Origin of the sequence: Mesorhizobium sp. M0058 (assembly GCF_040323095.1) — a bacterium.
Lineage (GTDB): Bacteria > Pseudomonadota > Alphaproteobacteria > Rhizobiales > Rhizobiaceae > Mesorhizobium.
Genome location: NZ_JAMYUQ010000033.1, coordinates 1 through 23998 on the forward strand (window position 1 = coordinate 1; position 23998 = coordinate 23998).

General features: G+C 63.1%; 27 protein-coding genes. 19 read left to right on the forward strand and 8 right to left on the reverse strand.

Annotated features, from left to right (window positions below; genetic code table 11):
- The first annotated feature begins 374 nt into the window (after positions 1–374).
- Positions 375–1154, forward strand: a complete 780-nt coding sequence (locus tag NKJ75_RS31705; RefSeq protein ID WP_023834704.1) for a DUF1223 domain-containing protein — start codon at positions 375–377, stop codon at positions 1152–1154.
- A 583-nt stretch (positions 1155–1737) separates the two neighbouring features.
- Positions 1738–2124, forward strand: a complete 387-nt coding sequence (locus NKJ75_RS31710; RefSeq protein WP_023683844.1) for a DUF2794 domain-containing protein — start codon at positions 1738–1740, stop codon at positions 2122–2124.
- A 108-nt stretch (positions 2125–2232) separates the two neighbouring features.
- Here the strand turns inward: NKJ75_RS31710 and NKJ75_RS31715 are convergent, their stop codons facing one another.
- The 4 genes from NKJ75_RS31715 to NKJ75_RS31730 form a co-directional block, all read right to left on the reverse strand.
- Positions 2233–2823, reverse strand: coding sequence for a GNAT family N-acetyltransferase (locus NKJ75_RS31715; protein WP_023671727.1), 591 nt, complete (start codon positions 2821–2823; stop codon positions 2233–2235).
- Between the two features lie 117 nt (positions 2824–2940).
- Positions 2941–3681, reverse strand: a complete 741-nt coding sequence (locus tag NKJ75_RS31720) for a Bax inhibitor-1/YccA family protein (RefSeq protein WP_023671726.1) — start codon at positions 3679–3681, stop codon at positions 2941–2943.
- A 239-nt stretch (positions 3682–3920) separates the two neighbouring features.
- Complete coding sequence (locus NKJ75_RS31725; RefSeq protein ID WP_023745432.1) at positions 3921–6470, reverse strand: ABC transporter permease; 2550 nt, start codon at positions 6468–6470, stop codon at positions 3921–3923.
- Entirely contained in the window at positions 6470–7171 is a 702-nt protein-coding gene (locus NKJ75_RS31730) for an ABC transporter ATP-binding protein (RefSeq protein ID WP_023745433.1), read from the reverse strand. Before NKJ75_RS31730 ends, NKJ75_RS31725 begins: the two co-directional genes overlap by 1 nt.
- A 104-nt stretch (positions 7172–7275) precedes the next feature.
- Here NKJ75_RS31730 and NKJ75_RS31735 point away from each other — a divergent pair, with 104 nt between their 5' ends.
- Positions 7276–7920 carry an arylesterase gene (locus NKJ75_RS31735; RefSeq protein WP_023745434.1) on the forward strand — a complete coding sequence of 215 codons (645 nt, stop codon included), beginning with the start codon at positions 7276–7278 and terminating at the stop codon, positions 7918–7920.
- A gap of 270 nt (positions 7921–8190) precedes the next feature.
- Positions 8191–8787: an RNA 2',3'-cyclic phosphodiesterase gene (gene thpR / locus NKJ75_RS31740; protein WP_023683839.1), complete on the forward strand. Its 597-nt coding sequence runs from the start codon at positions 8191–8193 to the stop codon at positions 8785–8787.
- On the opposite strand, the gene NKJ75_RS31745 is transcribed toward thpR, so the two are convergent.
- Positions 8691–9218, reverse strand: coding sequence for a low molecular weight protein-tyrosine-phosphatase (locus tag NKJ75_RS31745; RefSeq protein ID WP_081726171.1), 528 nt, complete (start codon positions 9216–9218; stop codon positions 8691–8693). The genes thpR and NKJ75_RS31745 overlap by 97 nt on opposite strands.
- 104 nt (positions 9219–9322) lie before the next feature.
- Between NKJ75_RS31745 and NKJ75_RS31750 the strand changes: the two genes are divergently transcribed.
- The 5 genes from NKJ75_RS31750 to NKJ75_RS31770 all read left to right on the forward strand — a co-directional run bounded on the left by NKJ75_RS31750 (position 9323) and on the right by NKJ75_RS31770 (position 12725).
- Complete coding sequence (locus NKJ75_RS31750) at positions 9323–9619, forward strand: 4a-hydroxytetrahydrobiopterin dehydratase (RefSeq protein ID WP_023745436.1); 297 nt, start codon at positions 9323–9325, stop codon at positions 9617–9619.
- Positions 9620–9738: 119 nt separating this feature from the next.
- On the forward strand, positions 9739–10101 hold the full coding sequence (locus NKJ75_RS31755) for a YkvA family protein (RefSeq protein ID WP_023671719.1): 363 nt from the start codon (positions 9739–9741) through the stop codon (positions 10099–10101).
- A 313-nt stretch (positions 10102–10414) separates the two neighbouring features.
- Positions 10415–10918, forward strand: a complete 504-nt coding sequence (locus NKJ75_RS31760) for an invasion associated locus B family protein (RefSeq protein WP_023671718.1) — start codon at positions 10415–10417, stop codon at positions 10916–10918.
- A 110-nt stretch (positions 10919–11028) separates the two neighbouring features.
- Positions 11029–12261: a dual-specificity RNA methyltransferase RlmN gene (rlmN, locus tag NKJ75_RS31765; RefSeq protein ID WP_023710246.1), complete on the forward strand. Its 1233-nt coding sequence runs from the start codon at positions 11029–11031 to the stop codon at positions 12259–12261.
- Positions 12258–12725, forward strand: a complete 468-nt coding sequence (locus NKJ75_RS31770) for a hypothetical protein (RefSeq protein WP_023694539.1) — start codon at positions 12258–12260, stop codon at positions 12723–12725. The genes rlmN and NKJ75_RS31770 overlap by 4 nt, the downstream gene beginning before the upstream one ends.
- Here the strand turns inward: NKJ75_RS31770 and NKJ75_RS31775 are convergent.
- Complete coding sequence (locus NKJ75_RS31775) at positions 12697–13338, reverse strand: LysE family translocator (protein ID WP_023671715.1); 642 nt, start codon at positions 13336–13338, stop codon at positions 12697–12699. The genes NKJ75_RS31770 and NKJ75_RS31775 overlap by 29 nt on opposite strands.
- 188 nt (positions 13339–13526) lie before the next feature.
- Between NKJ75_RS31775 and NKJ75_RS31780 the strand changes: the two genes are divergently transcribed.
- From NKJ75_RS31780 to NKJ75_RS31790, 3 genes are all read left to right on the forward strand, one after another.
- On the forward strand, positions 13527–14759 hold the full coding sequence (locus NKJ75_RS31780; protein WP_023745437.1) for an argininosuccinate synthase: 1233 nt from the start codon (positions 13527–13529) through the stop codon (positions 14757–14759).
- Between the two features lie 139 nt (positions 14760–14898).
- Positions 14899–15321, forward strand: coding sequence for a hypothetical protein (locus tag NKJ75_RS31785; protein WP_023834707.1), 423 nt, complete (start codon positions 14899–14901; stop codon positions 15319–15321).
- A gap of 185 nt (positions 15322–15506) precedes the next feature.
- Entirely contained in the window at positions 15507–15815 is a 309-nt protein-coding gene (locus NKJ75_RS31790; RefSeq protein WP_023694543.1) for a hypothetical protein, read from the forward strand.
- Between the two features lie 100 nt (positions 15816–15915).
- Here NKJ75_RS31790 and NKJ75_RS31795 read toward each other — a convergent pair whose 3' ends face one another.
- Positions 15916–16713, reverse strand: a complete 798-nt coding sequence (locus tag NKJ75_RS31795) for a lytic murein transglycosylase (RefSeq protein ID WP_023671711.1) — start codon at positions 16711–16713, stop codon at positions 15916–15918.
- A 294-nt stretch (positions 16714–17007) separates the two neighbouring features.
- On the opposite strand from NKJ75_RS31795, the gene NKJ75_RS31800 reads away from it, so the two are divergent.
- The 7 genes from NKJ75_RS31800 to NKJ75_RS31830 all read left to right on the forward strand — a co-directional run bounded on the left by NKJ75_RS31800 (position 17008) and on the right by NKJ75_RS31830 (position 23608).
- A complete protein-coding gene (locus NKJ75_RS31800) occupies positions 17008–18105 on the forward strand; it encodes a zinc-binding metallopeptidase family protein (RefSeq protein ID WP_023726017.1) in 1098 nt (365 codons plus the stop codon).
- Between the two features lie 62 nt (positions 18106–18167).
- Positions 18168–18767, forward strand: a complete 600-nt coding sequence (locus tag NKJ75_RS31805) for a DUF1236 domain-containing protein (RefSeq protein ID WP_352500684.1) — start codon at positions 18168–18170, stop codon at positions 18765–18767.
- Between the two features lie 147 nt (positions 18768–18914).
- On the forward strand, positions 18915–19865 hold the full coding sequence (locus NKJ75_RS31810; protein WP_352500685.1) for a CPBP family intramembrane glutamic endopeptidase: 951 nt from the start codon (positions 18915–18917) through the stop codon (positions 19863–19865).
- Positions 19866–20248: 383 nt separating this feature from the next.
- Positions 20249–21835, forward strand: a complete 1587-nt coding sequence (gene ffh / locus NKJ75_RS31815) for a signal recognition particle protein (RefSeq protein WP_352500686.1) — start codon at positions 20249–20251, stop codon at positions 21833–21835.
- Positions 21836–21842: 7 nt separating this feature from the next.
- Entirely contained in the window at positions 21843–22169 is a 327-nt protein-coding gene (locus NKJ75_RS31820; protein ID WP_023671706.1) for a chorismate mutase, read from the forward strand.
- Positions 22170–22273: 104 nt separating this feature from the next.
- Positions 22274–22675, forward strand: a complete 402-nt coding sequence (gene rpsP, locus NKJ75_RS31825) for a 30S ribosomal protein S16 (RefSeq protein WP_352500687.1) — start codon at positions 22274–22276, stop codon at positions 22673–22675.
- An 87-nt stretch (positions 22676–22762) separates the two neighbouring features.
- Complete coding sequence (locus NKJ75_RS31830; RefSeq protein WP_352500688.1) at positions 22763–23608, forward strand: acyl-CoA thioester hydrolase/BAAT C-terminal domain-containing protein; 846 nt, start codon at positions 22763–22765, stop codon at positions 23606–23608.
- Positions 23609–23695: 87 nt separating this feature from the next.
- Here the strand turns inward: NKJ75_RS31830 and NKJ75_RS31835 are convergent, their stop codons facing one another.
- The gene (locus NKJ75_RS31835) at positions 23696–23959 is read right to left on the reverse strand and encodes a YMGG-like glycine zipper-containing protein (protein ID WP_023683830.1); all 264 of its coding nucleotides are present in this window, start codon (positions 23957–23959) and stop codon (positions 23696–23698) included.
- Positions 23960–23998: the final 39 nt, after the last annotated feature.

The following is a 23998-nucleotide window of genomic DNA, read 5'->3' on the forward strand; positions in this document are numbered from 1 at the left end:
ACCAGCTACACTATTCACACTACCACCTACTCCATACTCAATACTCACTACTGCCTACTCCCTACTCCCTACTCCCTACTCCCTACTCCCTACTCCCTACTCCCAGTCTTTCCAAAGCATTGCCCGACCCGATCGAAGCCCCGCCCTGTACGACAGGAGTAAAAACCGGCTGGGCTCAGCAAGATCTGCCCCACGCTCCTGATGCCATGCTCCCGATCGAACCGGGCGGTGAAGTGCTCCCCCTGTGATGGCCATACCCATGGTTGCGGCAGCAAAAATTTCACCGCAACGTGACTTCCCGTTGACTGTCGCTTCTGCCACAAATCTGGGCAACCAGAACAAGGCCGGCGTCACCGGCGGGAATCGGAACGATCATGGCACCTCGACACCCTCTCCGGCTTGCGGCTTTTGCGCTGGCCTTCTCGGCGCTTGCCGGGACCGGGTTCGCCGAGGAATCGGGAACGACCCAGACCGACAAACCGCAGATTGACAGGCCCTTGGGCGTGGTCGAGCTGTTCACCAGCCAGGGCTGCAATTCCTGCCCGCCGGCGGACGCTTTCTTTGCCGAGCTGGCGGCCAAGGACAACGTCGTCGCGCTCGCCTACCACGTCAATTACTGGGACTATCTCGGCTGGCAGGACACGCTGAGCAGCAAGGACAATACCGACCGGCAATATGACTATATGCGCGCCTTCGGCACCCGCTCCGTCTACACGCCGCAAGCCGTCATCAATGGTCGCAGCCATGTCAACGGCGCCAGCCGCAAGGAGGTCGACGGCGCGCTTGCCCGCATGGAGAAATCCGGTGAAGGCATGCGGGTCAGCGTCAAGGTCAGCCGCACCAGCGATCGCGTCATGATCGATGCCGGCGACGCCGGTAGCGGCCCCAGCGACGCCCATGTCGTCATCGTCTATTTCGAACCACCGCAGACGGTGACCGTCGCCAAGGGCGAGAACACCGGCCGCAGCATGACCTACTGGAACGCCGTCACCGGCATCCAGACCGCCGGCATGTGGCACGGCAAGGCGCAGCGCTACGAATTGCCGATGACCGAGATCGCCAAGAAAGGCGGCTGCGCCGTGCTGCTGCAATCGGTCGGCAAGGACGGCCTGCCAGGGCCTATTCTGGGCGCGGCGTTTATTCACAAGCCTTAAGAGGCCCCCTCATCCGGCCGCTCTCGGCCACCTTCTCCCCGAGGGGAGAAGGGGCTGAATCAGCGCTGGCGCGAACTCCTCTCCGCTCGGGGGAGGTCGGATTGGCCCGAATTGCTGTTGCAATTCGGCTGGCAATCCGGGTGAGGGGATGCGCCCGCAAACTGGGCACCGCAGCCTCCGGCAAATTCTTCAAGCAGCCAAAAACAAAAAAACCGACGTCAGCTTGCTTCTGACGTCGGTCATTTAGGTTTTGGGATCGTCGCACCCGGTCTCTCCCTGAGGAAAGTCCGAGGTTGGTTCGATCCGACGCAGACCCGTGGGCGGGGGGCTTGGGGTTTACGAGCCGGTGCCGGACCGAACCGTCTCAGGCAACGCCGGTAAATTCGTCGGACATTGGGGCATGAGCGCGGATAAAAAAAGGCGGAAATGTGGCGAGGCATCACCAATTCAAACACCGCGTTTTATAAAAGTGACTGGACGTTGCGAAAACAGCGCGGTCCCGGGATGGTTAGCCGGGCCTTGCAATTCCACGGCGAACACGCCAACTTCTGCAAGCGAGATTCATTTTCAAAGGGATCGCGGGATGACCGATCGCAGCGGTGGGACGGAGGATGGGGACGCATCCGCAATATTGATCCCGCTGCACGAGGCGCGACGCGAACGCCTCGACCAGCCGGTCCGTTTCGACCGGCGTGAACTCGACGAGATCCTGAGGCTGTACGGACGCATGGTCGCCGCCAACGAATGGCGCGACTATGCCATCGATCATCTGTCTGATCGGGCTGTGTTTTCAGTCTTCCGCCGGGCCAGCGAAGTGCCGCTGTTCCAGATCGTCAAGGATCCGAAACTGGCGCGCCGGCAAGGCGCCTTCGCCGTCATCGCCGCCGGCGGCCGAATCCTCAAGCGCGGCCAGGAACTCGGTCGCGTGCTCAACGTCTTCGATGCTAAGCTGAAGATTGTCCAGGCCTAATTGAAAATTGGGGAATTGAAGAGCTGAAGTTGAAAAAAGAGGATGTAACGGTCGAAATACCGCCGGGTTTGTTCTCAGCTATTCGGATCCTCAATTCTTCAGTTCTCTTCAGTTCTCCTCAATTCCCCTCCTCAGGCTCTCACGAAACTTCCGCTCCGGCAGCGAATGCGGATCGGGCGGAACCGTTACGCCGCCATTCAGCGACAGCTGCATGAACACCGTGTCAAGCCAGCGCCCATGCTTGTAGCCGGAGCCTTCCAGGCGACCGGAATGGCGAAAGCCGAGCTTTTCATGCAGCCGCACCGAGGCGCTGTCTGCATGGCCGTCGCCGATCACCGCGACGATCTGGCGAAAGCCCGCCATACGGCAGGCTTCAATCAGCGCCTGCATCAGCAGCAGCCCGACGCCCTGGCCCTTCGCATCAGGCGCGACATAGACGGAATCCTCTACGATGAAGCGGTAGGCCGGGCGCGGCCGGAACGCGCCGGCATAGGCGTAGCCGAGCAGCGCGCCATCTCGTTCCGCCACCAGATAGGGAAAGCCCCCCGCCGTCAGGCTGTCGAAGCGCCCACCCATCTCAGTGCGGCTGGGCGGCTCCAGCTCATAGCTCGCGGTGCCATGCGTCACGGCATCGCCGTAGATCTCGGTGATTCGGCCGAGGTCGCCTTCCAAGGCCGCGCGGATGGAAATAGTGCTCATGATTTATGCAGACGATTCATCTGCCTCCATGACAGCAAAGGCCGGCACAAAAGAAAAGGGCGGCCGTTGGCCGCCCTCTTGATATCAGCTGGTCCAGTTGCCTGATGGGAAGACCGCCTAGCGGCGATCGCCCATGAACTGCAGCAGGAACATGAACAGGTTGATGAAGTCGAGATATAGCCTCAACGCGCCCATGATCGCCTTGCGGCCGGCAACGTCGGCCTGATCGCCTTCGTAGTACATTTCCTTGATGGTCTGCGTGTCATAGGCGGTGAGCCCGGCGAAGATCAGCACGCCGATCGCCGAGATGGCGAAGCCGAGCGCCGACGATTGCAGGAAGATGTTGATCAGCATGGCGATCACCAGGCCGACCACGCCCATGACCAGGAACGAGCCGAACGCCGAAAGGTCGCGCTTGGTCGTGTAGCCGTAGAGCGACAGCGCGCCGAAGGCGGCCGCCGTGGCAAAGAAGGTCTGAGTGATCGAGGCGCCGGTGTAGACCAGGAAGATGGTCGACAGCGACAGGCCGACCAGGCCCGAATAGACCCAGAAGGTGGTTTGCGCCGCGGCCACGCTCATCGACTGGATCCTGAACGACAGGAAGAAGACGGCGGCGAGCGGAGCCAGGATGACCACCCAGCGGAAGGCGCTGGCATAGATCAGCGTGCCGAAAGCGGTCAGCTGTCCGTCGCCGGTGACGGCGAGCTGGAAAGCGCCCCAGGCGGCGACGCCGGTGATGAGGAGGCCAAGCCCCATCAAATTGTAGACCTTGAGCATGTAAGTGCGCAGGCCTTGGTCGATGTCGGCGCGCGCGCCCGGCACGGCCGAAGTCTGGTAGTTGCGAATGGGCTCAGCCATTGGAATCCTCTGTTGCTTCTGCCCCGTACGGTGTCAGGCCCTTTCGGACCTGGGCGCCGCTGGCGGGGCTCCAGCATGCCTGTGGCGAAATATGATGGTTCTTGACGTCAAGAACAAGACCGTAACGGGCTGCAACGCTTGGTGAATCTCCGGAAGCCGGTTTTCTTGGGCTTCCATGACTGCACATTACCAAGATTTAATCGGAAACGGCAGATTCGGCCAACCTTGCCGTTTTGGGCCTAGAGGTCGCGCAGCACCGGCGCCGCCTTGTGCCCGAGCACCCGCCAGGTGCCGGCAAGGCCGATGCCGACCGTGATCACCAGCGCAAACACCAAGGTCGCCACTGCCACCTCCGGCATGAAATGCGACGGCAACGTCATGATGCGGGCAACGATGTACCAGGCGGCGATGCCGCCGGCAGCCAACGCAAACACCGCGGTGGCCAGGCCGATCAGCATGTATTCCAGCGAAAACGCCGCGATCAGCGTGCGCCTCGTGGCGCCCAACGTCTTCAGCACCACGGCATCGTGGATGCGGGCGCGATTTCCCGCGGCGAGCGCGCCGGCCAGCACCAGAACCGAAGCGATCATCGCCACGCCGGCCGCGGCCCGGATCGCCGTGCCGAGCTGGCCGACCAGCCGGTTGACGACGTCGAGCGCGTCCTTGACCCGAACTGTCGTCACCGCCGGGAAGGCGCGGGTGACGGCGTTGAGCAGGCGGGCATCCTCTGCTGCCGTGGCATCCTTTTCGGTCAGCGTCGCCAGCCAGCCATGCGGGGCGCCGGCAAAGGTGCTGGGCGAGAACACCATGACGAAATTGATGCCCATCGTCTCCCATTGCACCTCTCGGAAATTGGCGATCCTGGCCGCTACATTGCGTCCGAGCACATTGACGGTGACGGTATCGCCGAGCTTCAGGCCGAGCGCCTTGCCTTCATCGTTGGAGAACGAGACCAGCGGTTCGCCGCTGTAGTTCTCCGGCCACCAGCTGCCCTCGGTCAATGTCGCATTGGCCGGCTGTTTGGCGTCGTAGGTCAGGCCGCGATCGCCGCGCAGCACCCATGCGCCTTCCGATGGCACATTGGCCTTGTCGACACTAACGCCGTTCAGCGCCATCACCCGGCCGCGCAGCATCGGCACCTTGACCAGCGTTCCCTTCGGCGCCTCTTTGCCGATCAGTGTCGAGAAGGCATCGACCTCGCTATTCTGGATGTCGACGAAGAAGAAATTCGGCGCCCGTTCCGGCAGACTGCCGGAGATCTGCTGCCTGAGATTGCCGTCGATCAGCGCCAGCGTCACCAAAAGCGTCAGCCCGAGGCCCAGCGACAGCACGACGGACGGCGTCAGCGCGCCGGGCCGGTGGATGTTGCCGATGGCGAGCCTGAGCGCGACCGAGCGCACACGCGGGCTTTTGCGCGCCACCCACTGCACCAGCGCACCGACCAGGCGCAACACCAGAAAGGCAAAGACCGTCGCGCCGACGAAGATCAAGGCGATGCGCCGGTCGCCGGAAAACAGGATGGCGAGCGCCGCCAAAGCGAGCGCGATGCCGACCGCCGTGGCAAGATAGGGCAGGCGTGGAAAGCCGCGGCCCTCGAACCCCATTTCGCGAAACAAAGCGGTCGCCGGCACATCGCGGGCGCGGCCGAGCGGCAACAGCGCGAAGGCAAGCGTCACCAGCAGCCCGAACAGCGCGGCAAGAGCCAGCGCACCGGGATAGAAGCCGCCTTTAGCCGGCACCGGAATGACCGACTGGAGCGCAGCGCTGGCAGCAAACGGCATGGCGGCGCCGAGGATGAGGCCAAGCGCGATGCCGAGGCCGGCGATCATCAGGATCTGCACGAGATAGACGGTGAAGACGAAGCCGCCCGAGGCGCCAAGGCTCTTGAAGGTGGCGATGACGCCGCGCTTGCCGTCGAGATAGGCGCGCACCGCATTGGCAACGCCGACGCCACCGACGACCAGCGCCGTCAGCCCGACCAGCGTCAGGAATTGCGAGAAGCGCTCGATGTTGGCCGACAGCGCCGGCGCCGCATTGGAACGCGTGCGGATCGACCAGCCGGCTTCAGGGAAATCGCTCGCCGCCCGATCCTGGATGGTCTTGAGATCGGCCTCGCCGGCGCCGGCCGGCAGCCGAACCTTGTAGGCATTCTCGACCAGGCTGCCTGGCTGGATCAGCCCAGAGGCGGCAAGCCCCGCGGTCGAGACCATCAGCCGCGGCGCGAAGCCGAAACCGTCCGACACCGCATCCGGTTCGCTCACCAGCCTGGCCCGCAATTCGAATGTCGCGCTGCCGACCTTCAGCCGGTCACCGATCTTCACATTCAGCCGGTCGAACAACAGGTCGGGCGCGGCGGCGCCAAAGACGCCTGATTTCTCGCCGAACAAATCCTTTCTGCCAAGCCGCGGCGCGGTCTCGATCGCGCCATAGAGCGGATAGGCGTCGTCGACGGCCTTGGCCTCGACCAGCGCCTGGTCGGAGCCGTCATCCAGCCGCGCCATCGAGCGCATATTGGCGCTGTGCGACACAGTGCCGAGGCGGTCGAGGAAGGTGCTTTCGGCTGGCGTCGCATCGCGCTGGTTAAGCTGGAAGCGCAAGTCGCCGCCAAGCAGCGTCTGGCCCTGGTCGGCAACGCCTGCGGTGATCGCCTGCGCCACCGAATTGACCCCGCCGATTGCAGCGACGCCGAGCGCAATGCAGGCAAGGAAGATCAGGAAACCCGACAACCCGCCGCGCATCTCGCGCAGCGAGAAGCGGAACGCGAGCTTCAGCGTCTGCGACAGTGGCATCAGGCCGGCACCTTGACCTGCGCTACCGGCGCATCCTCGATGCGGCCCGAGCGCATCGACACCTGGCGCGAGCAGCGCGCCGCAAGGGCCGGATCGTGCGTGACCAGCACCAGGGTCATGCCGCGCTCGGCCGCCTTGGCGAACAAAAGGTCGGCAACCTGCCGCCCCGTCGCCTGGTCGAGATTGCCGGTCGGCTCGTCGGCGATGAGAATGCGCGGCGACGGCGCCAGCGCGCGGGCGATCGCCACGCGCTGCTGTTCGCCGCCGGACAGCTCGCCCGGATAGTGGGTGACGCGGTCGCTCAAGCCCACCGCTGCCAGCTCGCGCGCCGCGACACCGAACGGATCGGCATGGCCGGCCAGTTCCAGCGGCACCGCGACATTTTCGAGCGCCGTCATGTTGGGAATGAGATGGAACGACTGGAAGACGATGCCGATGTTTCGGCCCCGAAACGATGCGACCTCGTCCTCACTTTTGCCGTTCAGCAATTCGCCGGCGATCCGCACCGTCCCCGAATCGACCTGCTCCAGCCCGGCAAGCACCATCAGCAAGGTCGACTTGCCGGAACCCGAAGGGCCGACAATGCCGGTCGCCTCGCCGCGCGTCACGTCAAGGCTGACGCCTTTCAGCACATGCACGGACGAAGCCCCTTGGCCCAGGGTCAGGGATATGTCTTTCAGCGCGATGACGGCTTCTGTCACAATTAAAGCGTCCTATATCAGGATGAAGGCTCTGCTTGCCGGAAGCCGCCGCCGGAAGAATTCCTCGGGTATATGGGGCCTGCCACATGTCTTTCAAACGCAAGATGTCTTTCAAACGCTTGAATGCCGCAGGGCTCGTCCTTTTCGTCACCCTTTGCGGCGCCATTTCGTCCGTGCGCGCCGAGACGTTCACCATCGTCGGCTTCGGCGACAGCCTGATGGCCGGTTTCGGCCTCGGGCCTGGCGATGGCTTTACCGACAAATTGCAAGCTGCGCTGCGCGCCAAAGGCCATGACGTCACCGTAGCCAACGCCGGCGTTTCAGGCGACACCTCGAGCGGCGGCTTGGCACGGCTTGACTGGTCGGTACCGGATGGGACAAGGCTGGTTATCCTCGAACTCGGCGCCAACGACATGCTGCGCGGCGTCTCGCCCAGCATCACGGAAAAGAACCTGGACGACATGCTGGCGAAGCTGAAAGCGCGCAAGATCGCGGTGCTTTTGGCCGGCATGCGCGCCGCTCCCAATCTCGGCGCCGACTACCAGAACGCCTTCGATGCGATCTATCCAAAGCTTGCCGCGAAATACGATGTGCCGCTCTATCCGTTTTTTCTCGATGGCGTCGCCGGGCAGTCCGGCCTGCAGTTGGAGGATGGCCTGCATCCCAATCCGAAGGGCGTCGCAGCGATGGTCGAGCGCATCCTGCCCGCCGTGGAGAAGGCGATTGCGGCAGTTCAGGGTGGCGGTTGAACGCCGGCGTGACGAGAATAACACGCGGCGATCATTTTGACCGGTGTGGCCAAAAAGGACATATAGCCTCCAAAAGGAGGGTCATATGGCCATTATCATCAAGAGAGAGGACGCTGTTCGCCTCGCGCGAACTTTGAAACAAAAGACCGGGCTGCAGAAGGCCCGGGTCGCCTGTTCGTAAAAATGCCTGCAACCAACAAACCACTTGCCCCGTTTGACTATCGATGATTCGCTAGGGGCACAGTTCGATTCGAGGAAGGGAGGCTCACCATGCCGCGTCTTTTCACCGCCCTCGAAATACCGCGTGACGCCGCTCTTTCGCTGTCCCTGCTCAGGGGCGGCCTGCCCGGAGCCCGCTGGATCGATGTCGAAAACTACCATCTGACGCTGCGCTTCATCGGCGACGTCGAAGGCCATGTCGCCGACGAAATCGCCAACGCACTCGACCGGGTGCACCGCCCATCCTTCTCGCTCACCCTGTCCGGAGTTGGCGCTTTCGGCCAGAAGAAGCCGCACGCCGTCTGGGCCGGCGTCTTCGCCTCGCCCGACCTTTCGGCGCTGCAAGGCGAAATCGACCGCATCTGCCAGCGGCTCGGCCTGCCCGCCGACCCGCGCAAGTTCACCCCGCATGTTACGCTGGCACGCTTGCGCAATTCGAGCCCGCTCGACGTCGCCCAGTACCTGTCGGCGCGCGGCAATTTTTCGACGCTGCCGTTTCGCGTCGGCCGCTTCGTGCTGATGTCGTCGCGCGATTCGGTCGGCGGCGGTCCCTACATTGTCGAGGAGGCGTGGCCGCTCTCCGGCGTCGACGCCCGCGCCACCAACCTCGTCGCCAGCGCCTCCGACGCTTCGCGGATCATGCGGTAGACCGAAGCGAACGCTTCGGCCCCGTCATAATAGGGATCCGGCACGTCGCGGGTTTTGCCCTGCGCAAACTCTGCCAAGAGATGAATACGTTCGCGCGCACCGGCCGGCGCCAACGCCTTGAGGTCGCGGACATTCTGCCGGTCCATGCCGAGGATCAGGTCGAAGCGCGAAAAATCCTCCGGCCTAACCTTGCGTGCCCGCTGCCCTGATATGTCGATGCCGTGGCGGGCCGCAATCGCGATCGAGCGCGGGTCGGGCGCTTCGCCGAGGTTCCAGCCGCCGGTCGCCGCAGAGTCCAGCACGATATCGTCCAGCACCATGTCGCGGCCGCGTTCCGCCAGCACGGCGCGAAACACGCCTTCGGCCAGGGGTGAGCGGCAGATGTTGCCGAGGCAGACGAAGAGTATGGAATTTATCGGCTTTACGCTCATTCGATATGCGCCGTTCGTGCATTTGGAAGCCCAAAACGCAAAGGACTTTTGGGCGACTTGCATTATGGTGAGGGTCAATAACTGGGATAGCACGGGAAATCATCATGACGAGAGAGAAACTCAGCAAGGACGCCATCGCCGCCGCACTGGCCGAACTGCCCGGCTGGTCGCAGGCAGCCGATGGCGCCTCCATCAAGCGCAGCTTCGACTTCAAGAATTTTTCCGAAGCCTTCGCCTTCATGACCCGCGTCGCGCTGGCCGCCGAGAAGATGGACCATCATCCCGACTGGTCGAACGTCTACAAGACTGTCGACGTGACGCTCAACACCCATGATGCCGGTGGTGTCACTGCGCTCGACATCGCGCTGGCCAAGAAGATGAATGGGTATGCTGGCGGCTGAACGCTGGGGCGGCAACGCCAAATCGGCGCCATCCTCTTGCAGTGGACCGGGACTTTCACCACATTTTCCGTGGCGGCCGCGCGCAACGCGTAGCGCGACGGCCGGCAAGGAGAGGATTGATGGCGCAGCAGCCCGGTTTTGATTTCTTCGGCTTCGGCAGCAAGCTCGGCGACGAGAGTGAAGTGCGCGCCAAATTCTGGCGCACGGCCAAGAAGGCCGCCCGGCAGATTCCGTTCATGGAAGAGGTCGTCGCCGGCTATTATTGCGCGCTCGACAGGAAGACGCCTTTGCGTGCCAAGGGCATATTGCTGGCAGCGCTTGGCTATTTCGTGCTGCCGGTCGACGTCATACCCGATTTCGTCTTCGGCCTCGGCTTCACCGACGACATCGCCGTGCTGACCGCCGCGATCTCCACGGTAAGCGCCCATATCACCCCTGCGCACCGCAAGGCCGCCAAGGAGGCGATCGCCGACAAGAGCTGAATCGGCGTCGCGTTGGCAACTTGGTTCAGAAGAAATCCTCCGCTCAAACAGGACGATAGCGGCTGGGCTTCGGGTTCCGCTGCGGCCGTTGGAAAAGTCAAACTCTTGCCGCTTTCGTGGCCTCCAAGTCGCCGCAGGGACATTGCGAAGCCGTTTTTTCAAGAAGCGGCGCGGAAATGGCGGTGGTTTCCATGGGTGAATGTCCTTTTCCGAGGGAAATTCACCGTTTGGTAACCCAGATTAAATCAAAATGAAGCGACGGGCAGGACGCCAAGCCGGCCTGCCCCGCACCATTTGGAATACGGGAAAAGCGATGCGCGGATTGATTGCACTAGTCTCGAGCCTGGTCCTGGTGGCTTTTGCCGCGCCGGCGCTGGCGCAGCAGGCGACCAAGATCGGCCAGCACAATGCCTGGGGCACCTACAGCTACCAGGCGCAGGGCGGCAAGGTCTGCTATGTGCTCACCGTGCCGACCGACAAGCAGCCGCCGACGCTCGATCACGGCGACATGTTCTTCTTCGTCAGCCAGCGGCCGGGCCAGCAAGTGTCCTACGAGCCGCAATTCATCGCCGGCTACACATTCCAGGAAGGCTCCAAGGCCACCGTCACCATCGACAAGAAGACGTTCTCGATGTTCACCCGCGGCAAGTCGGCCTGGGTCGAGAACGCCGCCGAAGAGCCGGTGCTGATCGCCGCCATGAAGACCGGCACCGACATGAAGGTCTCGGCGAAGTCTGGCCGCGGCAATCCGACGACCTATGTGTTTTCGCTGAAAGGCATCTCGGCCGCGCTGACGTCGATCGCCAAGTGCAAGTAGGCTAGCGCGGTTCCCGCCGCATGACTCTCGCCGCAACCTGTGCTATGCGCCGCGCTTCTTTTCGGCACGATGGATGAAATCGGCCGCAATTCGCTTATATTGGCGCTGATATGACCCTTTCCTTCGATCTCACCACTGAGGGCGCACGCGACGCGTTGCGCGCTCGCGCCACGCCCGAGAAGCCGTCGCTGATCGGCCTGACCCGGGCCGAGCTCGGTGAAGCCCTTGTCAGTGCCGGCATCGTGCCCGAGCGCCAGGCGAAAATGCGCGCCCAGCAGCTCTGGCACTGGATGTATGTGCGCGGCGTCTCCGATTTTGCCGGCATGTTCAACATCTCCAAGGATCTGCGCGCCGAACTCGACAAGCATTTTACCGTCGCCCGGCCCGAAATCGTCGAGGAGCAGATTTCCTCCGACGGCACGCGCAAGTGGCTGTTCCGCTTTCCGCCGCGCGGTGCCGGCCGTCCCGTCGAGATCGAGACCGTCTACATCCCCGAAGAAGGCCGCGGCACGCTCTGCATCTCCTCGCAGGTCGGCTGCACGCTGACCTGTTCGTTCTGCCACACCGGCACGCAGAAGCTGGTGCGCAATTTGACGGCGGAAGAGATCCTGGCGCAATTGCTCACCGCCCGCGACCGGCTCGGCGATTTCCCCGACCGCGACACACCCGACGGCGCCATCGTCCCTGCCGAGGGCAGAAAAGTCTCCAACGTCGTCATGATGGGCATGGGCGAGCCGCTCTACAATTTCGAGGCGGTGAAGAAGGCGCTGCTGATTGCCTCCGACGGCGACGGACTGTCGCTGTCGAAGCGCCGCATTACGCTCTCGACCTCCGGCGTGGTGCCCGAGATCTTCCGCACCGGCGAGGAGATAGGGGTCATGCTGGCGATCTCGCTGCACGCCACCAATGACGATCTGCGCGACCTGCTTGTGCCGATCAACAAGAAGTATCCGCTGAAGGAACTGATCGAGGCCTGCCGCGCCTATCCCGGCCTGTCCAACGCCAAGCGCATCACCTTCGAATATGTGATGCTGAAGGACGTCAACGATTCCATCGAGGACGCCAAGGGGCTGATCAAGCTGCTCAAAGGCATTCCGGCCAAGATCAATCTGATCCCGTTCAACCCGTGGCCGGGCACCAACTATCAGTGCTCGGACTGGGAGACGATCGAGAAGTTTGCCGACTACATCAACAATGCCGGCTATGCCTCGCCGATCCGCACGCCGCGCGGCCGCGACATCCTGGCCGCCTGCGGGCAGCTCAAATCCGACTCCGAACGCATGCGCAAGGTCGACCGCCTGGCGCTGGAAGCCATGATGATTGCGGGGCATGGCGAGGCGTGAGCCGCCTCTTCGCCTATATCCTCCGTTTCGCTGTCATCCTGTTCGGCTATGTCGTCGCCTCATTGGCGGCGAGCGCCTTTCTCAACGTGCTGTTCCTGGCTTCCGTCGGTTATATGCCGGACGATGCGCACCCAGCGGCGGCCGCGGCGCTGTATTTTTCGATCCCGTTCGTGGCGCTGTTTGTCGCCTATTTCGCTTTCATACCGGCGGTGGTCGCAATCCTGATCTCCGAGGTCCTCAGCCGCCGCGACTGGCTGTTCTATGCACTCGCGGGCGGCTTGGTGGCCGCGGCCTTCCTCGGCTTCGTCCACCAGAACGTGGATTTCGACGTCACCGAACCGCGCGCCATCGCCGCGGTGATCGGCTGCGGCATGGTCGGCGGCATCTTCTACTGGCTAAGCGCCGGCCGCTGGGCCGGAAGCTGGTGGCAGGCCGCTACTTCGCCTGAGCGGTCAGGATCTTGAGCGCGAAGGCCGAAAACACACCGGCAAAGAGATAGTCGACGACCCGCGTTACGCGCGGGCTGGCCTTCATCGCCGCCGAAAACCTTTCCGCGGCAAACACCATCGGCGCCGTCACAGGGATCGACAGCACGATGAACATGAGGCCGAGGGAGAACAGTTTTCCCGGCGCGTTCGGATCGTGAGCCGAGACGAACTGCGGCAGAAACGTCATGAAGAACAGGATGATCTTCGGGTTGAGCAAATTGACGCCGAGTCCGGCGGCCCAGCTGCGGAACAGCGAAATCTGCGGGCCATTCTTCTTCTGCGGTGAAAACGCCGAGCCCTTGGTCATCGCCTGCCAGGCCAGGAACACCAGATAGACGGCGCCGAAGATTTTCAGCACCAGGAAGGCCATCGGCGAGGCGACGATCAGCGCCGAGATGCCGACCGCCACCAAAGTTGTATGGATCAGCGTTCCGAACAGAGCACCCGCCAGCGAGGCAAAGCCGGCGGCGCGGCCCTGGCTCAGTGTTCGCGAGACGAACAGCGTCATATCCGGCCCCGGCGTGATCGCCAGGATCATGGTGGCGATGGCGAACTGGATCAGTGTTGTGGTGTCGGGAATGAAGGACATCGGTGGCCCCTGGCGAATGATCGTCGGTCTATAACGCAGCCTCCCCGCTCACGCCAGCAACTGACTGGCGTCGCATCTGGTCCAGCGGCTGCGGCGGCCGGCGCCCGTTCATCCCTTGCGCTGGCCGGAAATGCCGTGATACCTCGCCCGCGAAACTCACGCGCGGAACCGCCAAAATGTCCCCAGCAATGCCCAAGACAAAAGACGTCAAGAAGGTCGTGCTCGCCTATTCCGGCGGTCTCGACACCTCCATCATCCTGAAATGGCTGCAGACCGAGCTCGGCGCCGAAGTCGTCACCTTCACCGCCGATCTCGGCCAGGGTGGCGAGCTGGAGCCGGCGCGCCAGAAGGCTGAGATGATGGGCATCAAGGATATCCGCGTCGTCGATGTGCGCGAGGAATTCGTCTCGGATTTCGTCTTCCCGATGTTTCGCGCCAACGCCGTCTATGAAGGCACCTACCTGCTCGGCACCTCGATCGCCCGCCCGTTGATTTCCAAGCACCTGGTCGAGATCGCCCAGGAGGTCGGCGCCGATGCCATTGCGCACGGCGCCACCGGCAAGGGCAACGACCAGGTGCGTTTCGAGCTGTCGGCCTATGCGCTGAATCCCGACATCAAGGTCATCGCGCCGTGGCGCGACTGGTCGTTCAAGTCGCGCACCGACCTGATCAACTTCGCCGAGCAGCACCAGATCCCGGTGGCCAAGGACAAGCGGGGGGAGGCGCCGTTCTCGGTCGACGCCAACCTTCTGCACTCCTCTTCCGAGGGCAAGGTGCTGGAAGACCCGTGGAGCGAGCCGCCGGAATTCGTCCATCAGCGCACCGTCTCGCCGATGGAGGCGCCGGACAAGGTCACCGAGATCGAGATCGAATTTTTGAAGGGCGATCCGATTGCACTGAACGGCAAGAAGCTGTCGCCGGCCGCCATTCTGACGGCGCTTAACGATCTTGGCCGCGACAATGGCATCGGCCGGCTCGATCTGGTCGAGAACCGCTTCGTCGGCATGAAATCGCGCGGCGTCTACGAGACCCCCGGCGGCACCATCCTGATCGTCGCCCACCGCGCCATCGAATCGATCACGCTCGACCGCGGCGCCGGCCACCTCAAGGACGAGTTCATGCCGCGCTACGCCGAGCTGATCTACAACGGCTTCTGGTTCTCGCCCGAGCGGCTGATGCTCCAGGCGATGATCGACAAGAGCCAGGAAGACGTCGAAGGCACGGTGCGCCTGAAACTCTACAAGGGCAATGTCATGGTCACCGGCCGCAAATCCAAGAAGACGCTCTATTCCGACGCGCTGGTCACCTTCGAGGATGACCGCGGCGCCTACGACCAGAAGGACGCCGCCGGCTTCATCCGCCTCAATGCGCTGCGGCTGAGGACGCTGGCGGCAAGGAGCCGCAAGGGTGAACCAAACTAGTGTTCCAGGAAAACCCGGCGGTCACGCAGGGTTTTTATTTGATACCTCTAATATAAGAGGCCAAGCTGGCTGACATGGTTTCCGTTTGACCTTTTAAAAGCCTCATCTAAATTCCTTCGCGGGACGAGGGATTCCGATCGTGAAAAACGCCATTTTTCTCATGCTTGCGGCGGCCATCGTCTTTACCGGATGCCAGTCCTCGCAGGCGGCCGCGAAACGCGAGCAGGACGGGTGCATCTCCGCAGTCCATTTGTGGAGCATCACGTTCAAGCACGAAATCGCCTCTTTCATGGGCGTCTCGCAGGAGCGCATGCCGGCCCTGTTCTGCCAGCGTATCACCGAAGGCGTACGCAGCGGGGGGATCAGCTACTCCGATTTGAACAGAGTGCAGCTAGACCTGCCGACCGAGATATGGCTGGTCATCAAGGGCAAGTCAAAGGCGGCTGCCAGGGCCGCGCCGGTGCTGCGCAACTCCAAATTCCGGAGCTGCAAAGGTACTGAAGGCGCCTTCGAGGTTCCTATTTCCCAGAAGTGCCCGTTGAGCGGCTACGCACATTATTGAGAGCCCAGTCGCTCAGCCGGCATTTGCGCCAACGATCGAGCAATTCGAGAAAGAGCATGCCCGACTTCGTCCGTAACTGCGTAAAAACAAAGAAATAGAGCGGCGGCAAAGAACTCAGTGCTTTTCCTGCTTGATCTTTTCGGGCCCTTATCTAGCCTCCTCACAATCGATGGGGGCAGCTGACAATGAAGCCGTGGTTTGTGGCCCTGCCTGCAATGGTCGTCATGCTGGCCGGTTGCCAGACTGGGCAGGAGCAAGTGAGACAGGATCCCGAGGCGGCATTCGATCGCTGCGTCAGCAAGGTGGCCATATCGAATATATCGGCCAAACACGAGATCGCCGCTTTCATGGGCGTTTCCCTGGAGCGCATGCCGCCACTGCTGTGCCGCCGCCTTGTCGATGCCATGAAGACCGGCCGGCTGACCTTCTCCGACATAAACCGCCTCCAGTTCGACCAGTCCACGGACATCTGGAAGGTCATAAAAGGCGGGTAGCCGCTCGGCTGCTGAACGGTTTGAACGCCAAAAGCTCCAGTCCTTGCAGAAAAGCCCGGCGCATGGCCGGGCTTTCCGTTCTTCGATCTGGATATTTCTATCAGCCGCCGTCGATCGCGTCGGCGATCTGGGCGATGGCCTGCTGGTAGACGCTGGCGGAATTCCAGCCGGCGATGGCCCCCATATTCGCACTCGCGCTCGCACCCGCCCGCCAGCCATGAGCCTTGAGGAAGTTGGCCGTCGAAGCCAAGGCCGTTGCCTTGTCGCGCAGATTTCCGTTGCCGACGCCATACTTCAGGACATTGCCGGGCAGGAACTGCGTATGGCCGATCTCGCCATGCGCAGCGCCGACCGACGAGGCGCTCAGCGCGCCGCGATCGACCAGCTTCAGCGCCGCAATGGCATGCGGGTAAAAGAAGCCCGGGCGACGGCAATCATAGGCAAGCGTCAGAATGGCGGAGACCGTGTTCTGGTTGCCCAGGGAGGCTCCGAAGCCGGTTTCCATGCCCCAGATGGCCAGCAACACGCCCGGCGACACGCCGTAATTGCTCTCGATCCTGTCGAACATCGCCGCATTCGACTTCTTCAGCGCACGGCCCCTGGAAATGATCGCAGCTCCGCCACGGCGCTTCATGAAGGCGTCCACCGAACCGCTGAAAGCCTTGTGGATGGCGCGGTCGACGGAGATTGTCTTTGTCGCGTAGCTGGCACCGGCCAGAGCAGCCAGACCCTTCCCGCCGACACCTTCGGACCTGGCCTGCGCGGCAAAGTCCTGCTTCCACGCTTCGAAGCCCGCGCCGGTCTTGCCGCAGCTGGCCGCCGCCTGCGCGCCCGTCGCCAGCGCAAGTACCGCGACCACCGCGGCAGCAATAATCTTTCCCTTGGCAAGCAATGCCATGCTTTTTCTCCTGATTGCCTGAATCACGTCCCGGTTGCGAACTTGCCAGCGAAACGCGCCATTGTCACCGTACCCCCGGCGCTACCCTGGCCAATGCAGCGGAATTTGCTTACGATCAAGTGCTTATTGTGGCCGAAACGCCCGGGCGCCGGGCAGGCGAATTCGCTGCTCGGGTAAAAAGAGGTGACGGGGGCATGGAACGGCGGCCCGTGGCGGGCGTTTGGGCGAGGCGCCGCTCCGCACCATATTCCTCCTCTGACGCCATACGCCAACGCCTGACGCATCGAGATCGACATGAAACTGTTCGACTGCCCGCATTGCGGCCACCGCCTCTACTTCGAGAATGCGCAGTGCCTGAATTGCGGGAGTCTCGTGCTTTACGATCCCGAGCATGCGCGCTTTGCCTTGTCTGACGTCGACGGCATCTTCCACTGCACCAATGCGGATGAATGCGCCTGCAACTGGATGGCCGAACCGGGCCATACCTACTGCCGCGCCTGCTTGCTGAACCAGCTGATCCCCGACCTCTCCGTCGACGGCAACCGCCGCCGCTGGATTCGCGTCGAGGCGGCCAAGAAGCGCGCCGTCTATTCGCTGCTCGCCTTCGGCCTTCCGGTCGCGCCCAAGCACAAGCACGGCGACGAAATCGGCCTCGCCTTCGACTTCATTGCCGATCCGATCGGCGGCGGTCCCGGCGGCGAACGCATCCTTACCGGCCACGACAACGGCCTGATCACGCTCAACGTCGCCGAGGCGGACTCGGCCGAGCGCGAGCGGCGTCGCGTCGAGATGGGCGAAAATTACCGCACGCTGCTCGGTCATTTCCGTCATGAGCTTGGCCATTACTACTGGGACCGGCTGATCCGCGACGAGCCGCAACGGCTCGATGCCTTCCGGGCGCTGTTCGGCGACGAACGCCCCGACTACGAGCAGGCGCTGAAGGCCTATTACGCCAATGGCGCTGCGCCCGACTGGCAGCAGAACCACATCTCCGCCTATGCGACGTCGCATCCATGGGAAGACTGGGCCGAGACCTGGGCGCACCATCTCCACATCACCGACACGCTGGAGATGGTGCACGCGCTGAATTTTCCACTCGGCCAGCTTGAGACGATGGAGACCAATGTGCTGCCGCAAGGCGACACCGGCGGCCGGTTGCAGGCGGCGCCCGCGGAACCTGACGCCGTGCCCGAGCCGTTCGAAAAGATTCTCGCCCGCTGGCTGGTACTCTCGGAAGCCTCCAACTCGATCAACCGCTGCATGGGCCTGCCCGACCTTTATCCCTTCGTCATTTCGGACGTGACGGCGCAGAAACTCAGCTTCGTGCATGAGCTTTTGACCGGTTTGCCGAAAGAAACCGGAACAAATCGTGAGCTGGCGTCGGTATTTTAGCCGGAACGCATGCGTTCTGGTTTCGTTTGGTGTCGCGAGGGACCATGAAAGGGAGAGAAACCATGAGACGCATATTGTTTCCGGCCGTCGCCGGGGCGCTTGTCGCGATGTCGGGTGCGGCACTTGCCGATACCGCCGTCTCGGCCGTCACCGATCTTAATGTGCGCGCCGGCCCCGGCCCGCAATATCCTGTGATCGGCGTGCTCACCGCCGGCCAGTCGGCGACGCTCAATGGCTGCATCGAAAACAGCAAATGGTGCACCATTGCCGAAGCCGGAGGCCAGGGCTGGGTCTATTCCGACTATGTCACGGCCGATTTCGGCGGCAACCGGGTCGTTCTGACACGCCGCCCCGCCAACGCCGCCATCACCGTGGTTACACCGCCGCAGGATGATTATCCCGATACCTATACCGGTGCGATTCTGTCCGACGACGGCCCCGTCGACGCCATCGACAGGCCACCGGCGGAAGTCGGCACCTATGTCAGCACGCACCGGCTCGATCCTGTCTATCTCGAAGGCGAGGTGGTGACCGGTGCCACCTTGCCCGACACGGTCGAACTGCGCGAAATCCCCGACTACCGCTACCGCTACGTCTATGTGAATGGCCAGCAGGCGCTGGTCGACCCGCAGACACGGCGCATCATGTACGTCGTGCGCTGATTTTGCCTGGAAAGAATGACAAGTGAACTCGTGCCGCCCTCCTGCCGAGGCTGGGGGCGGCAAAAGGGTCGCTGAACAGCAGCAATTGCGCGAGAGCCGACGATCCCCTAGATCATGCGACCCGATGCGTTCGGCAGAGGAACTCGCGTGATATCAGATTCAGCCGCCTTCGAGCGCTATAGCAACACGGCCACCGAAAAGACGAACCTGCCGCGGCTGATAATTGGAACGGCAGTCGTCGTCCTGTTCTGGGTGGCGATCACCCTGGTTGTGGTGCTTGGCGGCACCTATGTCGCGATCGTCTGGCATGTATTGCCGGACGATCCGCGCGGGCCGCTTCAGGGCTTTCTGGCCTCGCCCATCGGCATACTCGCCGCACTCACCTCGTTTACCGGCATCTGGCTCGGCCTCTGGCTTGCCATGCGTTTCGTCCATGGCGAGCCGCTCTCGGCGCTTTTCGGCGCCAGTCGCCGCGTGTCCTTGTCGGGCTTCCTCAAGGGCCTGGTCGCGGTGCTGATCACATCGGCGCTTTCCGAAATCCTGCTCTACTGGCTACAGCCCGAAATCGCCCGCGGCACGATCAACCTGTCGACCTGGCTGCTGTTCCTGCTCCCGATCGTGGCGCTGACCCTGCTGCAGACCTCGTCCGAGGAGATGCTGTTTCGCGGCTATCTGCTGCGCGGCCTGGCCAGGCGCTTCGAGAGCCCTTACGTGTGGGCGCTATTGCCCGCTTTGCTGTTCACCTCCTTGCATTGGAGCCCGGGCTCGACCCCCGCCATCAACGCCTGCGTGCTGGCCTCGATCGCCGCGTTCGCCTTGCTGTTGACGCTGGTGGTTTATGTCACCGGCAATCTCGGCGCCGCCTTCGGCGCCCATCTCGGCAACAATCTCACCGGCTTCCTGCTGATCTCGCATCAGGAGAACTACAATTCCTTCGCCCTGTTCAACGCCAAGCCGCTGGAAGGTCCGGACTGGACGACGACGGATGCCGTCATCATCGCCGGCATCGGTATCGTCTGCACCTTGCTGACGATGCTGCTGCTTCTGCACCCGCGCTCGCCGCTGAAGGTTACGGCCGACCCTCGGGATGCAAGGTGAACTAAACAGGGACCGACCCAGAGACCGGCAAGCCGCCCTTGTCTTGACTCTTCGGCCGATTTCCTGTCTACAGCCCCGAAATCCGCGACGAGTATCCCTCCGAGCAAGCCGACCAGGACGCCAAAACCTTTTGAGGTGGGTGCTGTAAACAGATCCTGGAGGCCAACACCCGGCAGCGCTGAGCGCCCCCGGGTGCTTTTTGGTTTTGAGCTTTGCTTGGATGAGCGGCGCGAACGCACTACCTCTCGGGCACCATCGGGGTGCCTGAGAAAAAGGAAACGGAATGTTTGAATCGCTGCAGGAGCGCACAAGAGGCGTGGAGGGCCATCGGCCCGACAGGGATCACCATGAATCCAAGGCGCTCTCGCGCGGCGGGTTGACCAATGTTTGAATCACTTCAGGAGCGCCTTGGCTCCATCCTGAACGGCCTGACAGGCCGCGGCGCGCTGTCGGAGGCTGATGTCTCGGCGGCGTTGCGCGAGGTGCGCCGTGCGCTGCTCGAGGCGGACGTTGCGCTGGAAGTGGTGCGTTCCTTCACCGACAAGGTGCGCGAAAAGGCCGTCGGCGCCGCCGTCGTCAAGTCGATCAAGCCCGGACAGATGGTCGTCAAGATCGTCCATGACGAGCTGGTCGACATGCTCGGCGCCGAGGGCGTCGCCATCGACCTCAATGCGCCGGCGCCGGTCGTCATCATGATGGTCGGGCTGCAGGGCTCCGGCAAGACGACGAGCTCGGCCAAGATCGCCAAGCGCCTGACCGAGCGCCAGAACAAGAAGGTTCTGATGGCCTCGCTCGACACGCGGCGGCCCGCGGCACAAGAGCAGCTGCGCCAGCTCGGCGAGCAGGTCAAAGTCGCGACGCTGCCTGTCATTGCGGGCCAGAACCCGGTCGACATCGCCAGGCGCGCCGTCCAGGCAGCCAAGCTCGGCGGTCATGACGTCGTCATCCTCGACACCGCCGGCCGCACCCATATCGATGAGCCGCTGATGGTGGAGATGGCCGACATCAAGAAGATGTCGAGCCCGCACGAAATCCTGCTGGTCGCGGATTCGCTGACCGGCCAGGACGCCGTCAACCTTGCCAAAAGCTTCGACGAGCGCGTCGGCATCACCGGCCTGGTGCTGACCCGCATGGACGGCGACGGCCGTGGCGGTGCCGCGCTTTCGATGCGCGCCGTCACCGGCAAGCCGATCAAGCTGATCGGCACCGGCGAAAAGATGGACGGGCTGGAGGAATTCCACCCCAAGCGTATTGCAGACCGCATCCTCGGCATGGGCGACATCGTCTCGCTGGTCGAAAAGGCCGCCGAAAACATCGACGCCGAGCAGGCGGCGGCGATGGCCAAAAAGATGCAGTCGGGCAAGTTCGACCTGAACGACCTTGCCGGCCAGCTTCAGCAGATGTCGAAAATGGGCGGCATGGGCGGCATCATGGGCATGATGCCCGGCATGGGCAAAATGAAGGACCAGATGGCGGCCGCCGGCCTCGACGACAAGATGTTCGGCCGCCAACTCGCCATCATCTCGTCGATGACCAAGGCCGAGCGCGCCAATCCGGACATGCTGAAACATTCGCGCAAGAAGCGCATCGCCGCCGGCTCAGGCACGGATGCGGCCGAGATCAACAAGCTCTTGAAAATGCATCGCGGCATGGCCGACATGATGAAGGCGATGGGCGGCAAGGGCAAAGGCGGCGGCCTGATGCGCGGCATGATGGGCGGCCTTGCCTCCAAGATGGGCCTCGGCGGCATGATGCCGGGTGGCCCCGGCGGCATGATGGGTGGCGGCATGCCCGACCTCTCCAAGATGGATCCCAAGCAGCTCGAAGCCTTGCAGAAGCAGATGCCCGGCCTTGGCGGCATGAAGGGCCCGCCCACCCCGAGCGGCGGTGGCCTGCCCGGTCTGCCCGGCGGCATGAAGCTTCCCGGCCTTGGCGGCGGTGGTCTGCCCAGCCTCGGAAAGAAGAAGTGAGGACGCTATGAACGAAGAAAAAGACATGGCCGACGCACGCACCATCCTGGCCGGCTATCGCGCCTCGATCGACAACATCGACGCCGCCCTCATCCATATGCTGGCCGAGCGCTTCCGCTGCACCAAGGCGGTCGGCGTGCTCAAGGCCGAGCATGGCCTGCCGCCCGCCGACCCGGCGCGCGAGCAGGAGCAGATCACCCGCCTTCGCCAGCTGGCGAAGGACGCCCATCTCGACCCCGATTTCGCGGAAAAATTCCTCAACTTCGTCGTCCGCGAAGTGATCCGCCATCACGAGCAGATCGCCGCGTCCAACGGCGCAAGCAAAACCGGCTAACAAAGTGCATGTCGCCCAAAAGTGCGCAGCGGTTTTGGGACAACGACCTGCACCAGACAAAGCCATTAACCCAACACTGAAATCAGAAATTTAGGAGAAATGAAATGCCCTTGAAGATCAGACTGGCCCGTGCGGGCTCGAAGAAGCGCCCTTACTACCACGTCGTCATTGCCGACGCCCGTTCGCCGCGCGACGGCCGGTTCATCGAGTCGATCGGCTCGTGGAACCCGCTGCTGCCCAAGGACGGCGAGCGCGTCAAGGTCGACGCCGACCGCGTCAAGCATTGGCTGTCGCACGGCGCCCAGCCGACCGACCGCGTGCTGCGCTTCCTCGATGAGACCGGCCTCCTCAAGCGCGAAGCCCGCTCCAACCCGAAGAAGGCCGAGCCCGGCAAGAAGGCGCAGGAACGCGCCTCTCTGCTGAAGAAGGCCCAGGAAGACGCTGCCGCCGCCGTTGCCGCCGCTGCTGCAGCCCCGGCCGAAGCGGAAGCCGCCACCGCCGAATAAGCATCGCGTCATCGCATCGACAAAACGGCGGGCCTGTGCCCGCCGTTTTGCTAATGTGCGGCGATGTCATATGCGTTCGAACGAAAGATGACTGAGCGGACCGTCACGGAAGAGACCCTTTTCGGCGGCGTAGCCGGAACGCTGTTGCGATGCGCCGGCGCCACGACAGGCGTCGTCGTGCTCAGCGGATCGAGCGGCCGCATCGACGTCACCCGCGCCCGGCTCTTTGCCAAGGAAGGAGCATCCGCTCTCGCGCTGCAATGGTTTGGCGGCGAAGGTCAGGTGCCCGGCATTTGCGAGATCCCGCTCGAAACGTTTTTCGCGGCGACCGACTATCTTGTCCAGATGGGATGCCGGCGCATCGTCTATGTCGGGACCTCGAAAGGCGCCGAGGCCTCCCTGCTTGCGGCGGCTCACGATCCACGCATCGGCCTCGTGGTTGCGATCAGCCCGACATCGGTGGTCTGGGGCAATATCGGGCCGGGCCGCGACGGCGTCAGCTGGCCGGAACGATCGTCGTGGACGATCGAGGGGATTCCTTTGCCGTTTGTCCCAAGCAATCCCGCTTGGAACGCCGAGTATGTCGATGGTCTGGTGTCCTACCGGCGGCTCTTCCTACGTGCCTTGCAAACCTTCAAGGACGCAGCGGCCAAGGCTGCCATTCCCGTCGAAGCTATTTCAGCCGACATTGTTCTGGTTGCGGGCGGCGACGACGCGCTATGGCCATCGCTGGATTTTGCCCAGTCGATCGTTCGGTGTCGCCAGGACACCGCAATGACCACCTGCCTCGTCTCAGTGCCCGACGCCGGCCACCGCATTCTGCTGCCGGGCGAAATCACGCCGCGCTCGAGGCTGCATGCCCATGGCGGCAATGACGACGCCGACACGCGCCTGGGCCGCCTGGCTTGGGAGCATATCCGGGGATTGCTGTAGCGCAGGCAGCCATGGTCCAGCTGCCTTGGGCAACAGCGAAACCGGCGATCTATAGCCGCCGGTTTCCGATGTTGGACCTGGCTGTGTTCAATAACCGTCGGGGCAGCTGGCGATATAGGTGCGCCCGTTGCGGCCGCGGTAGCGACATTGACCGCTTTCGCTGGCACGGCCGATCAGCGCGCCGGCCACGGCGCCGACGGCGCCGCCGACGACGGCGCCCTGAACCGGATCATTTGCCACAGCTGCGCCAACCGCCGCGCCGCCGAGACCGCCGACCGCGGCACCCTTTTCGGTTTGCGAGCACGCACCCAGTGCGGTCGCCAGTACCAGAATGATCATCGCTTTTTTCATTGTCGTTCCTCTCTCACGCGGATCGCCGTCCTCGCCGCC